Source organism: Ruegeria sp. BG8 (assembly GCF_056538325.1).
Genome location: NZ_JBQFSZ010000001.1, coordinates 826626 through 839878, shown reverse-complemented (window position 1 = coordinate 839878; position 13253 = coordinate 826626). Strand labels below are relative to the sequence as shown.

The following is a 13253-nucleotide window of genomic DNA, read 5'->3' as shown; positions in this document are numbered from 1 at the left end:
ACAGGAGGATGTTCATGCAGGACGTTGTTCTGATCGAAAAGCTGGACCCCGAAGCCGAGCTTGACCGGCTGGCCGCGCATTACCGATCTGCCGGTGGTGCGGGTGTAAAACTGCTCAATAGTTTCGGCGGCTCAGCTGAAAACCTGCTGGAACAATTGCCTGCGGCAGTTCGCGAGGGCTTGACCGGGGCCACGGAACAGGCGCTGTGGATCGCCATGCATGCTGCAGAAGGGTCTCGTCGTGCGGTGCCGGATCAAAAACCTTGGGTGAATACCGCTGTGACTACAGCAATGGGTGCAGCCGGAGGTCTGGGCGGCGTGTCTTCGGCGTTGGTCGAGCTGCCTGCGACCACAACCATGTTGCTGCGCGCGATACAAGGCGCCGCTGCGCAAGAAGGGTTCGATCCGTCGGAAGATGGCGTTAAATTTGATTGTGTCCGCGTTCTGTCGGCCGCAGGTCCGCTGTCGTATGACGACGGGGCTGATTTGGGTTTCTTTTCAGTGCGTTTGACCGTGACCGGCCCGGCGCTGCAAAAGCTGGTGGCCGCAGTGGCGCCCAAGTTGTCTGTGGTGCTGGGCCAAAAACTTGCTGCGCAATCCGTTCCAGTGCTTGGGGCGCTGGCTGGAGGTGGTACGAATTTCGTCTATTCCCGCTATTACCAGCAGATCGCGCGTATCCACTTTGGTTTGCGACGTCTGGCAATCGATGCCGATATTCCACACGATGATCTTGTGCGCAGGCTTGCGGCCCGTATGTAGAGCGTTTGCAAGGGCTTGGAGCGAAACGCATTATATGGTAGCGTCTCAGTAATCGCCCACCAAATAAGCGTGTCCAAGCAGCAGGGCAAACAGGCATGAACATAGTCGAAAAAGAGCCCACCAAGTGATTGAGCCAAGACTTTGGAGGGATGGTACACAGCCAGGTCAGGCTGTTCAGCCTGTGCCGCAAGCGGGCGCTTTGTGCTATCGCCTACTGGATCACGGACCAGAAATTCTGCTGATCACGACGCGCCGTTCGGGTAAATGGATCGTTCCCAAAGGCGGGTTGATCGATGGGATGACGCCTTCGGAAACCGCAGGGCAGGAGGCGTGGGAAGAAGCCGGGGTAAAAGGCGAAATCGGTACGCAGCCGATTGGTGAATTTCTATATTGCAAAAGTAAAAGAAAACGCGGCGCGATTTGGTATCAAGTCGCGGTGTTCCCATTGCTCGTCCACGAAGTGTCATGCGACTATCCTGAGATAGATGAACGCCTGCGCCAGTGGTATTCGCCGCAGCAGGCCGCCGAGCGTGTCAGCGCGCCTCAGCTCGCCCATTTGTTACGACGTGTCGGCTTTTTTGCACATTAAGAGTGCTGTGCAGGGGCTTGCTATTGCGGTGTTGGTCAGTATCTATTTGGCAACCCAAAACCGGACGGATCATGATTCAGTATGCTTTGAAATGCAGCCAGGGCCACGCGTTTGACAGTTGGTTCCAGTCGGCTGCCGCTTTCGACAAACTCGCGTCTGCGGGCATGGTGACCTGTGCCGTTTGCGGCGATGTGCATGTCGAAAAGGCGATCATGACGCCGCGTGTCCGCCCCGCACGAAATGCCGAGGCCCGAAAAAGCGAACCTGTCCAAAAAGAGGATACTGCCAACGTGGCGGTTCCTTCGGCAGAGGTGCAACAGGCTTTGACCGAATTGCGCCGCAAGGTCGAAGAGACCTCGGACTATGTCGGTAAGGATTTCGCCAGCGAAGCGCGCAAGATCCATTTGGGGGATGCCCCCGAACGGGCCATTTATGGCGAAGCCAAACCCGAAGACGCCAAAGCCCTGATCGAAGACGGCGTGCCTGTGGCGCCCTTACCGTTTGTTCCGACGCGAAAGACAAACTGAACATGCATATTGTGATTACCGGAGTTAACCGTGGAATCGGCAAATCTCTGGCAGATCGCTATCGGGCGCAGGGGCACGATGTCACTGGCACGTCCAGAGACGGCACTTCCGATGTGACTCTGGATGTCACCGATCCTGGTCATCAAAAGGCGATGGCCGCACAGTTGGATGGCAAGGCCGTCGATCTGCTGGTGTGCAATGCCGGAGTGTATCTCGACAAAGGGCACGGCATGGATGGTTATCCGGCCGAAATGTGGGCGCAAACCTTCGCGGCCAATGTGACGGGAGTGTTCCTGACCGTTCAGGCCTTGTTGCCGCAATTGCAGGCCGCCAAGGGAAAGATCGCGATCCTGTCGTCGCAGATGGCGTCACATACGCGCGCACCGGGCGGCAGCTATATCTACAGGGCGTCCAAGGCCGCTGTTTTGAATTTGGGGCGTAACCTTGCGACAGACCTTAGGACGGATGGCATCGCCGTTGGGATCTACCATCCGGGATGGGTCCAAACGGATATGGGGGGCGCCGCTGCAGAAATACCTGTGGAACAGGCCGTTCAGGGCCTGATGGATCGGTTTGATGCGTTATCCTTGGACAACACCGGATGTTTCGAAACTTTCGAAGGCGAACCGCACGCCTACTGAGCGGTGAGCGCAGCCGTGGGGATCTCGTAGACCTCGCCGGGTTCTACAAAAATGACCATAACGTCACCGCGCGTTTCATAACTGAGCTTGGATGTCGAGTTGGTGGAATCCGGTATTCCATCGGTGAAATAGATATTGCGCACGTCACCGTTGCCCATGCCGACGGCTAGTGTCGCGCTGCCGTCGTCGCGGCGGCGAAGCTCGGCGTTGCAGCTGCGCAATGGCTGTCCTGCCAGGGTAGCGCAAGGAACGGTTCCAAGGGCATTCTGGCCATCGGTCCCGGCCAACGTTGAAACCTGAGCCACCGCAGAGGTGGCGACGAGGACAAAGGCAATGGTGAGACAGCGCATGGAAAACCTCATGGAAAATCAGATGCAGTTAAGCTGACATTGTGTTGTTACGATGTAAAGCGGCCTGCGATCCTTGGCGAAACCGTTTTGAACACTTGCCCTTACGGCCCCCCTCGCATAAGACGCACGGGATCTGAATTCCAAGGCGCGGAGACAATTGCCCCCATGCCCGTACTCGTGATGAAATTCGGCGGCACTTCGGTCGCCAATCTTGACCGCATCCGCCGCGCTGCGAAACGTATCGGCGTTGAGGTGGCAAAGGGTTACGATGTCATTGTCATCGTCTCGGCAATGTCGGGTAAAACCAATGAATTGGTTGGCTGGGTCAACGAGACATCGCCGCTGTTCGACGCGCGGGAATATGATGCCGTTGTGTCGTCGGGCGAGAACGTGACCGCCGGTCTGATGGCTCTGACTTTGCAGGAAATGGATATTCCTGCACGCAGCTGGCAGGGCTGGCAAGTACCGCTATTGACCACAAGCGCACACAGCCAGGCGCGGATCGAAGACATCCCGACACATAACCTGTCTCAGAAATTCGATGAAGGTATGCGTGTGGCCGTCGTGGCCGGGTTCCAGGGGATAAGCCCGGAAGGACGCATCACTACGTTGGGGCGGGGTGGCTCGGACACGACCGCCGTTGCCTTTGCCGCCGCATTCGAAGCCGAGCGGTGCGATATCTACACAGATGTGGACGGTGTCTACACGACGGACCCGCGCATCTGCGAAAAGGCACGCAAGCTGGATCGTATTTCGTTCGAAGAGATGCTCGAGCTGGCCTCATTGGGGGCCAAGGTGCTGCAGACCCGCTCGGTCGAGCTGGCGATGCGTTACAAAGTGAAACTGCGCGTTCTTTCAAGTTTCGAAGAACAATCCGACGAGGCCGGCACGCTGGTCGTCGACGAGGAGGATATCATGGAATCTAATGTTGTGGCTGGCGTGGCCTATTCCCGCGACGAGGCCAAGATGACCGTTGTCTCAGTGGCAGACCGTCCCGGTATCGCCTCGATCATCTTTACCGCGCTCAGTGATGAGGGCGTAAACGTCGATATGATCGTGCAGAACATCTCGGATGAGGGGCGTACGGACATGACGTTTTCCTGCCCCACCGATCAGGTCGCGCGCGCTGAAAAAGCGCTGCTGGCGATCAAGGAAGCAGGCGAGTTGAACTATGCCGAGCTGGTTGCCGACGAAGATGTATGCAAAGTTTCTGTGGTTGGCATCGGCATGCGTTCGCAGTCGGGCGTTGCGGCCAAGATGTTTAAGGTGCTCTCGGATGAGGGGATCAACATCAAGGTGATCACGACATCCGAGATCAAGATCTCTGTACTTGTTGATCGGAAATACATGGAGCTTGCGGTTCAGGCTCTGCACGATGCGTTTGAGCTGGACAAGGCGGCTTGAATTGAACCTTAGGCGGTTGGCGTTCGCAGCCCTGTGATATTCAAGGTCTTTGGGCTGCTAAGCCTTGCTCCCGCCGCGTCCCGTGGTGACACTTCTGCTCTGCCAACCCGGTGACATTTCTGCTTGGTCGCAACAGGCTGAGAAAAGCGCTGTAAGGAGTTGTGGTCGCTAGTATTTCGACGCGCAGGGACGTCGTGATACAAGCTGCAAAGTGTTCTATCTAGAACCGCGCTGAAATGCCGTTAAGATTGACGATGTAAATATCTCCGGTTTCATCTGGGATTTTGCTCGCCTATAGATAGAGGCGAGGAATGGTTTGGGTGGAACCTAATGGCGGACGGCACCGAAACAGAATCCCGCAAGCTGCTGGGGCGGCTGCGCGAGGAGATGGCGAGCGAAGCTGCCGGTCAGGAACGCCTTGACCGAATTACGCACCTGATCGCTGATAGCATCAGGGCCGAGGTCTGCTCGATCTACCTGTTTCGTGATGATGAAACGCTGGAGCTGTGTGCGACCGAAGGTCTTTCACCCGAGGCTGTTCACAAGACCCGCATGCGTATGGGCGAGGGGCTGGTAGGTCGCGTTGCCAAGTACGGCAAGATCGTAAACACCCCGGATGCGCCATCGGCCAAGGGCTTTCGCTATATGCCCGAAACGGGGGAAGAACGGTTTTCCTCTTTTCTGGGTGTTCCGGTTCAGCGCCTGGGTGAAAAGTTGGGCGTGCTTGTTGTTCAGTCCCGAGAGGCCCGAGAGTTTTCGGCAGACGAGGTCTACGCGCTGGAAGTTGTTGCGATGGTTCTGGCCGAGATGGCTGAACTGGGCGCATTCGTTGGTGAGGGGGCTGCCCTGTCGCCGCGACACCAGCAATCGGTTCAGCTAACCGGGGGGCCGGCTCAGGAGGGATCGGCCGAAGGGCATGTATGGCTGCATGAGCCCCGCGTCGTGGTAACGAACCCGATCGCCGACGACCCGCAGCGAGAAAGCGAACGTCTGAACGAGGCGATCGACGAACTGCGCGTTGGCGTCGACAAGATGCTCGAGATTTCCAGAGATGGCGACACGGAGCAGCTGCAGGTTCTGGAAGCCTACCGCATGTTTGCCAACTCCAAAGGCTGGATGCGCCGTATGGAGGAAGACATCGCCCGGGGCCTAAGCGCCGAGGCCGCGGTGGAAAAAGAGCAGTCGCAAGCTCGCGCACGCATGGGGCAAGTCACGGACCCATATTTGCGCGAACGGTTGGCGGATCTTGATGATCTCAGCAATCGTTTGTTGCGCATCCTGACTGGGCAAGGCAACACTAACGGCGCCGACCTGCCACCCGACCCGATTTTGATCGCGCGCAATATTGGTCCAGGCGATTTGCTGGAATATGGCCGCTCGTTAAAAGGCATCGTGCTCGAAGAGGGTTCGGTGGGCAGCCACGCGACAATCGTCGCCCGAGCTTTGGCTATCCCCCTTGTGGTGCATGTCGGACGTATCACGACCGAGGCGCTGAACGGCGACCACATCCTTGTTGACGGTGATCAGGGCACGGTGCACCTGCGCCCCGAAGATACGGTCGTAACCGCGTTCCGCGACAAGATCGCGATGCAAGCCCAGGCGCAAGAACGCTATGCGTCGATCCGTGAGACCCCGACTGTCACGCGTGACGGGGAACGCATGCACCTTGTGATGAATGCCGGTCTGATGGCGGATCTGCCCTCGTTGGGGAATTCCGGTGCCGAAGGCGTGGGCCTGTTTCGGACCGAGCTTCAGTTCCTCATCCGAAACCAGATGCCCAAACGTTCAGAGCTGGTGACACAGTATCAACGGGTTCTGGATGCGGCCGGGGAAAAGCGGGTTGTCTTTCGCACGCTGGATATCGGCTCGGACAAGGTTTTGCCGTACATGAAGCACGTGGATGAGCCTAACCCCGCGCTGGGTTGGCGCGCGATTCGGGTTGGTCTGGACAAGCGGGGCGTGATGCGCATGCAGTTGCAGGCGTTGATGCGTGCGGCGAATGGCCGTCCTTTGACCATCATGTTTCCGTTCGTTGCGCAGGCAGACGAGTTCCGTGAGGCAAGGTGGGAAGTCAGAAAAACGATCGAGCGTGAAAAACGTCTGGGCCACGCATTGCCTGAGAAAATAGAGGTCGGCGCAATGTTGGAAACGCCCTCATTGGCGTTTGCCCCTCAGAAATTCTTTGACGAGGTCGATTTCGTCTCGATTGGCGGCAACGATCTGAAACAGTTCTTCTTTGCCGCAGACCGCGAGAATGAGCTGGTGCGCCGCCGGTATGATACGCTGAACGTCAGTTTTCTAAGCTTTATCGAGCGTATCGTGGAACGCTGCAATATCTCGGACACACCGCTGAGTTTCTGCGGAGAGGATGCTGGCCGCCCGGTTGAGGCACTTTGTCTTGCGGCGATGGGTATCCGAACGCTGTCGATGCGTCCGGCATCAATTGGCCCGGTAAAAAGCGTATTGTTACGCGCCGATTTGCAATCGCTGCGCAAGATCATCGCCGATGCGCGTCATCGCGGCGAACAATCCGTGCGACCAGCTGTCATGGAATGGCTTCGCAGTCAGGGTTGATCACGACCGCAGCCTTGAAATTAATTTCGACTCCGGTGTTGATTTATGTGCTGGTTTTTAATACTTCCACAGTGAATGTTAGCGATAACATTTATGCTATCGCTATTCTAGGCCGCAATGTACAGGCCGATGAGAACTGGAGGAGACCCTAGATGGTTTCACGCGTAATTCCGGTAGATGCGTTTGATCTGGTGCTGTTCGGGGCGACAGGCGATCTGGCCCAACGCAAGATTTTGCCGGGTCTTTATCACCGTTTCGAAGTTGGTCAGATGCCAGAGGGTGCTCGCATCATTGGTACGGCTCGTTCTGATTTGAACAGTGAGGGTTTTCGCGATCAACTGCGCGCCTCGGTTCATGAATTCGCTCCGCATTTCGACAAGGACACGTTGGACCGCTTTCTGACGCATGTGGAATATGTCCCGGTGGATGCGTTGGGCGAGCCCGGCTGGTCAGACCTAGCCAAGTTATTGCGACCAGACGTCGTACGTGCATTTTACCTGTCGGTGGGGCCAAGCCTGTTTCCGGGCATTGCGCAGCGTCTGAATGACACTGGCCTGGCCACACCCGATAGTCGGATTGTGGTCGAAAAACCGTTTGGTCACGATCTGGCGTCGGCCAAAGCCTTGAACGAAGGATTGCGCGCCTGTTTCGAGGAACACCAGATTTACAGGATCGACCATTATCTGGGTAAAGAGACCGTACAAAACCTGATGGCGCTGCGGTTCGCAAACTCTCTGTTCGAGCCGTTGTGGAACGCAACTCATGTCGACCACGTCCAGATCACGGTGGCAGAAACCGTAGGGGTTGAGGGGCGGGGCGCCTACTACGATCAGTCCGGCGCGATGCGGGATATGATCCAGAACCATCTGGTGCAGCTTTTGTGCCTGACCGCGATGGAGCCGCCATCGAAATTCGCTCCCAACGCAGTGCGGGATGAAAAGGTCAAAGTCATCGAGGCGTTAGAGCCGGTCGCGCCAAGCGATATTGCACGTGGCCAGTACCGCACCGCCAACGGTGGCGACGGTTACCTGGATCACGTCGGTGATCCTGCCAGCCGAACGGAAAGCTACATCGCCCTCAAGGCCCATATCGGCAACTGGCGCTGGGCCGGGGTGCCCTTCTATTTACGCACAGGTAAACGTTTGCGGGCGCGCGAATCCGAGATCGCAGTTTTCTTTCGGGACCCGCCTCATACAATATTTCCAAATGTTGGACCCTTGCACGGCAACGTGTTGGTAATTCGTCTGCAACCGGATGAAGGTATCACCTTGCGGACAACGATCAAAGAGCCGGGACAAGGCGGGTTCCGCCTGTCCGATGTTGCGCTGGACATGAGCTTTGCAGACGCGCTGGGCGATGGATCAAAGTCTCCGGACGCTTACGAACGGCTGATCATGGACGTCATTCGCGGCGATCAGACGTTGTTCATGCGTGGGGACGAGGCCGAGGCCGCGTGGGCCTGGGTCGACCCCATCATTCAAGGATGGGAGCAGCGCGGGGACCGCCCTTCGAAATATGATCAGGGCAGTTCCGGCCCGGAAGAAGCACTGATGCTGATGCATCGCGATGGTCGCCGTTGGCGCCAGATCGGAGGTTAACCGTGGTTCATTCAGTCATTTCCGATGTCACTCAACGCATCATCAACCGCAGCGCCGACTTGCGTGGCCCTCATCTGGAACGGATGGAACAGGCCAAGTCCAAGGGCCCGGCACGCGCCCATCTGTCCTGCAGCGGTCAGGCCCATGCCTATGCCGGGGCGGGCGAAGATCAACACTCCATGGCGACGGGTACGGCGGGCAATCTGGGTATCGTCACTGCCTATAACGACATGCTCTCGGCCCACCAGCCGTTCGAACGCTACCCCGCCCTGATCCGCGATGCGATCCGAGCCGCGGGCGGCACCGCACAGGTCGCGGGCGGCGTTCCAGCCATGTGCGACGGCGTCACGCAGGGCGAGGCGGGGATGGAACTGTCGCTGTTCTCGCGCGATGTGATTGCGTTGGCGACTGGTGTGGCGCTCAGCCACAACACCTATGACGCGGCCGTTTTCCTAGGTGTCTGCGACAAGATCGTGCCGGGTCTGATCATTGGCGCTCAGGCGTTTGGTCATCTGCCCGCCGTTTTCTTGCCCGCAGGTCCAATGACCAGTGGTTTGCCGAATGATGAAAAGGCAAAAGTCCGTCAGCAATTTGCCGCCGGTGAGGTGGGGCGCGATGCGTTGATGAAGGCGGAAATGGCCGCATATCATGGGCCGGGCACCTGCACATTTTACGGCACAGCAAATACCAATCAGATGCTGATGGAATTTATGGGGCTGCACCTTCCGGGATCCAGCTTTATCAATCCCAACACGCCGCTTCGCGATGCCCTGACTGAGGAAGGCGCGCGCCGTGCGCTGTCGTTGAGTGCCTTGGGCAATCACTATACCCCCGTGTGCCAGATTCTTGACGAGCGTGCTTTTGTAAACGGGATCGTCGGCTTGATGGCGACGGGTGGTTCGACCAACCTTTTGATTCACCTGATCGCCATGGCGCGTGCAGGTGGTATCGTTTTGGATTGGCAGGATTTTTCAGATATTTCCGCCGTCGTCCCCTTGGTGGCGCGGGTCTATCCCAATGGTTTGGCAGATGTGAATCACTTCCATGCTGCCGGTGGTTTGGGCTTTACGATCAGCACCCTGCTGGAAGGCGGGCTGTTGCATCCTGACACCCTTACCGTCGCCGGGCAGGGTTTGCACAACTACACCAAAGAACCCAAGCTGATAGACGGAGAGCTGATCTGGGAAGAGGGCGCAGGTCACTCTTTGAACGATAAAATCGTCCGTCCCGCCAGCGACCCGTTCCAACCTACCGGCGGTCTGTCTCGCCTGACGGGCAATCTGGGTACGGGGGTTATGAAAGTCTCGGCGGTTGCGCCCGAACATCAGGTGGTCGAGGCACCCGTGCGTGTCTTTCATGATCAGGACGATGTCAAAGCGGCCTTCAAGGCCGGAGAGTTTACGGGTGATGTAATCGTGGTTGTTCGGTTCCAGGGCCCCAAGGCCAACGGGATGCCGGAACTGCATTCGTTGACGCCAATGCTGTCAATCCTGCAGGGGCGGGGCCAAAAGGTGGCGCTGGTCACTGACGGTCGCATGTCGGGTGCGTCGGGTAAGGTGCCCGCAGCAATCCATGTATGCCCCGAGGCATTGGATGGCGGCGCGATTTCTTACCTGCAAGACGGGGATGTTCTACGAGTGGATGCCGTCAAAGGAGAGTTGGAAATTCTGACCCCCGGTGTTCTTGACCGTGCTCCGGCCACGGCTGATCTCTCGGCCAACCAGCACGGCGTGGGTCGTGATCTTTTTGGCGCGTTCCGTCAGAATGTCGGCTCGGCCGATACAGGCGCCAGTATTTTCGGAGTTTAAGCTCATGTCCAAAACCCAACGCACCCGCGAGATTTGCGCACTGGCCCCAATCGTTCCGGTTCTGGTCGTCGATGACGTCGCCCATGCACGCCCTTTGGCCGAGGCGTTGGTCGCTGGCGGGCTTCCTGCGCTCGAAGTCACTTTGCGTACCCCCGCGGCGCTTGATGTCATACGGGCGATGGCCGATGTGCCCGGTGGAGTTGTCGGCGCAGGTACACTGGTCACGCCCGAGGATGTTCGTGCAGCCAAGGCCGCCGGTGCGCAATTCGGTGTCTCGCCCGGCGCAACGGATGCTTTGATCGCGGCATGTGAGGCGGAAGACCTGCCTCTTCTCCCCGGCGCTGCGACGGCGAGTGAGGCAATGGCCCTTTTGGAAAAAGGGTACGACATGCTGAAATTCTTCCCGGCTGAGGCATCGGGCGGAGCACCTGCGTTGAAAGCAATTGGCGCGCCGCTGCCACAGATCACATTCTGTCCAACGGGCGGTGTGTCGCCGTCAAACGCAAGGGATTATCTGGCTTTGTCCAACGTTGTTTGCGCCGGAGGTAGCTGGGTCGCACCCAAACAGATGGTTCTGGACGGCGACTGGGTCGGCATTCAAAGCCTGGCTCGGGATGCCTCGCTGCTGATGGATTGACGCCGCGCAGCGTAGCGCTAGGGTAGGCGTCAATTCATACAGGTTGCCCTCATGACAAACCAAATCTCTCTCGCGCATGGGCGCGAGTACTTGGCCATTCCTGGCCCCTCGGTGATGCCCGACGCCGTGTTGCAGGCGATGCATCGCCCGTCGCCCAATATCTACGAGGGTGAGCTGGTCGAGATGATGCCCGCCCTGTTGCAAGACCTGCGTCGCGTGGCATGCACTGACCATAACGTCGCGATCTATATCGCCAACGGTCACGGCACATGGGAGGCCGCGCTGTCCAACGTCATTGCTCCGGGGGAAACCGTCCTTGCGCCCGCATCGGGTCGGTTTACGCATGGCTGGGCTGAGATGGCCGAGGGGATTGGGGCAAAAGCTCAGATCATAGATTTCGGTCAGGCGTCACCCTGGGATTTCGACCGGGTTGCAGATGCGCTGCGTGCGGATGTGCAGCATGAAATCAAGGCGGTGCTTGCGGTCCATGTCGACACGTCGACTTCGATCCGCAACGACATTCCGGCGCTGCGCGCTCTGCTCGACGATTTGAACCACCCCGCCTTGCTGATGGCGGATTGTATCGCCTCGCTCGGGTGCGATCGGTTCGAGATGGACGCATGGGGTGTCGATGTGACGGTGACCGCCTGCCAAAAGGGCCTTATGACCCCTGCTGGTATGGGTTTTGTTTACTTTAACGAGAAGGCTCAGGCGAAAAGGGCGACCATGCCGCGGGTCTCGCAATATTGGGACTGGCAGCCGCGCGCAAACCCGGATCTGTTCTATCAGCATTTCAACGGAACGGCGCCAACGCACCATCTTTATGGCCTGAGGGCCGCGCTTGACCTGATCCATGCTGAGGGCATCGAACATGTTTGGGCCCGCCACGAACGCATAGCCCAAGCCATATGGGCTGCCTGTGAAATGTGGGCCGAGGGCGGCGCGCTAAACCTCAACGTCGCGGACCGCGCATATCGCAGCCACGCCGTCACCGCATTGCGCCTGACCGAAGGGCGCGGCACGCCGCTGCGTAAGTACACCGAAAACCAGCTTGGACTGACGCTTGGTATCGGTCTGGGGATGGAGGATTGGGACGGTTGTTTCCGTCTTGGTCATATGGGCCATGTAAATGGGCAGATGATTATGGCGATGCTGGGTGGCATGGAGACGGCTTTTGCCGCTTTGGACATCCCGCGGGGCAAAGGGGCGTTGGATGCGGCGGCCGCTGCTTTAGCCGCCTAACCAACCCTCAAACGTCAGTTATGTTCGGGCGTCGGCCAGCGCCTTTGGCAAAGCTGCGGCAAAGGCATCCAAGTCTGCGTCGTCGCCACAACTGATCCGAATACAACGGTTTTGGGGCGCGGCGAATGGCATTCGTACAAAAATTCCCCGCGCGACCAAGGCATCCAGAACGGCTTTGGCGAATACACCATCCTTACCACAATCGATCGCAACGAAGTTGGTGGCGGAGGGCAGCGGCTGCAACCCGTTTTCCCGCGCGATCTGGCCGATGCGGTCGCGGGCAACGACAATCTTTTCCTGCACATGGGCCAACCATGCGTCATCCTGCAAAGCGGCCAATGCTCCGGCCTGCGCTGCGCGGTTCATTCCAAAATGGTTGCGAACCTTGTTAAACGCCGAAATCAAGCCTGGCGCGCCAATTGCATACCCAACACGCGCACCGGCCATGCCGTAGACCTTGGAGAACGTGCGCATTCGAATGACACGTGGATCATCCGCCGATATCGGGGCTGCCGTTCCTTCGGGTGCGCATTCGACATAGGCCTCATCCAGAACCAGTACGCAACCGTCCGGCAAGTCTTTCAACGCGGCAACGATGTCCGCGCCTTTGTGCCATGTTCCCATCGGATTGTCCGGATTGGCGAGATAGACCAGTTTGGCACCCACTTCCGAGGCCTTGGTGAACAAAGCGGCAGGGTCTTCATGATCGTCCCGATAGGGCACCTTGTGCAGCGTTCCGCCGAACCCGGCGACGTGGTAGTTGAAGGTTGGATAGGCGCCGTCCGAGGTAACGACGCAATCTCCTGCGCCCACCAGCAAGCGGACGAGATATCCCAGCAACCCGTCAATGCCTTCACCCACAACGATATTGTCTGCGCTGACCTGATGATATTCTGCCAATGCATGGCGCAGGTCGTAGTTTTCCGGATCACCATATTTCCAGATGTCGACTTCAGACATTGCCTTGATAGCACTAGGCGACGGGCCGAAAACACTTTCGTTCGCGCCAAGCCTTGCCACAAACGGCGCTCCGCGTTGGCGTTCCTGCGTTTCAGGGCCGACAAAGGGCACAGTGGCAGGCAGGGACAGGGCAAGCGGGGTGTAACGAGGTTCGGTCATATGGGC

The 13253-nt window shown here is 58.2% G+C and carries 12 protein-coding genes; 10 read left to right on the top strand and 2 right to left on the bottom strand.

What is annotated here, in order from left to right:
* Window positions 1-14: 14 nt before the first annotated feature.
* From ACR0DG_RS04255 to ACR0DG_RS04240, 4 genes are all read left to right on the top strand, one after another.
* Window positions 15-758, top strand: a complete 744-nt coding sequence (locus ACR0DG_RS04255) for an EcsC family protein (protein ID WP_480694601.1) — start codon at window positions 15-17, stop codon at window positions 756-758.
* Window positions 759-882: 124 nt separating this feature from the next.
* On the top strand, window positions 883-1347 hold the full coding sequence (locus ACR0DG_RS04250) for an NUDIX hydrolase (RefSeq protein ID WP_480694599.1): 465 nt from the start codon (window positions 883-885) through the stop codon (window positions 1345-1347).
* Between the two features lie 71 nt (window positions 1348-1418).
* Window positions 1419-1874 (top strand): DUF1178 family protein, encoded by a 456-nt coding sequence (locus ACR0DG_RS04245; protein WP_480694597.1) that lies wholly within the window; start codon window positions 1419-1421, stop codon window positions 1872-1874.
* 2 nt (window positions 1875-1876) lie between these two features.
* Window positions 1877-2515, top strand: a complete 639-nt coding sequence (locus ACR0DG_RS04240; protein WP_480694595.1) for an SDR family NAD(P)-dependent oxidoreductase — start codon at window positions 1877-1879, stop codon at window positions 2513-2515.
* On the opposite strand, the gene ACR0DG_RS04235 is transcribed toward ACR0DG_RS04240, so the two are convergent.
* Complete coding sequence (locus tag ACR0DG_RS04235; RefSeq protein WP_480694593.1) at window positions 2509-2865, bottom strand: hypothetical protein; 357 nt, start codon at window positions 2863-2865, stop codon at window positions 2509-2511. The two genes, ACR0DG_RS04240 and ACR0DG_RS04235, sit on opposite strands and share 7 nt — an antisense overlap.
* 165 nt (window positions 2866-3030) lie before the next feature.
* Here ACR0DG_RS04235 and ACR0DG_RS04230 point away from each other — a divergent pair, with 165 nt between their 5' ends.
* The 6 genes from ACR0DG_RS04230 (at window position 3031) to ACR0DG_RS04205 (ending at window position 12128) form a co-directional block, all read left to right on the top strand.
* A complete protein-coding gene (locus ACR0DG_RS04230; protein ID WP_480694592.1) occupies window positions 3031-4269 on the top strand; it encodes an aspartate kinase in 1239 nt (412 codons plus the stop codon).
* Window positions 4270-4599: 330 nt separating this feature from the next.
* The gene (gene ptsP, locus ACR0DG_RS04225) at window positions 4600-6843 is read left to right on the top strand and encodes a phosphoenolpyruvate--protein phosphotransferase (protein ID WP_480694590.1); all 2244 of its coding nucleotides are present in this window, start codon (window positions 4600-4602) and stop codon (window positions 6841-6843) included.
* Window positions 6844-6995: 152 nt separating this feature from the next.
* Window positions 6996-8441, top strand: coding sequence for a glucose-6-phosphate dehydrogenase (gene zwf, locus ACR0DG_RS04220; RefSeq protein ID WP_480694588.1), 1446 nt, complete (start codon window positions 6996-6998; stop codon window positions 8439-8441).
* A gap of 2 nt (window positions 8442-8443) precedes the next feature.
* Window positions 8444-10249: a phosphogluconate dehydratase gene (gene edd, locus ACR0DG_RS04215; RefSeq protein ID WP_480694586.1), complete on the top strand. Its 1806-nt coding sequence runs from the start codon at window positions 8444-8446 to the stop codon at window positions 10247-10249.
* A 4-nt stretch (window positions 10250-10253) separates the two neighbouring features.
* Window positions 10254-10886 carry a bifunctional 4-hydroxy-2-oxoglutarate aldolase/2-dehydro-3-deoxy-phosphogluconate aldolase gene (locus tag ACR0DG_RS04210; RefSeq protein ID WP_480694584.1) on the top strand — a complete coding sequence of 211 codons (633 nt, stop codon included), beginning with the start codon at window positions 10254-10256 and terminating at the stop codon, window positions 10884-10886.
* Window positions 10887-10937: 51 nt separating this feature from the next.
* On the top strand, window positions 10938-12128 hold the full coding sequence (locus tag ACR0DG_RS04205) for a pyridoxal-phosphate-dependent aminotransferase family protein (protein WP_480694582.1): 1191 nt from the start codon (window positions 10938-10940) through the stop codon (window positions 12126-12128).
* 18 nt (window positions 12129-12146) lie between these two features.
* Here the strand turns inward: ACR0DG_RS04205 and ACR0DG_RS04200 are convergent, their stop codons facing one another.
* Window positions 12147-13247, bottom strand: a complete 1101-nt coding sequence (locus ACR0DG_RS04200) for a pyridoxal phosphate-dependent aminotransferase (RefSeq protein WP_480694996.1) — start codon at window positions 13245-13247, stop codon at window positions 12147-12149.
* Between the last annotated feature and the right edge of the window lie 6 nt (window positions 13248-13253).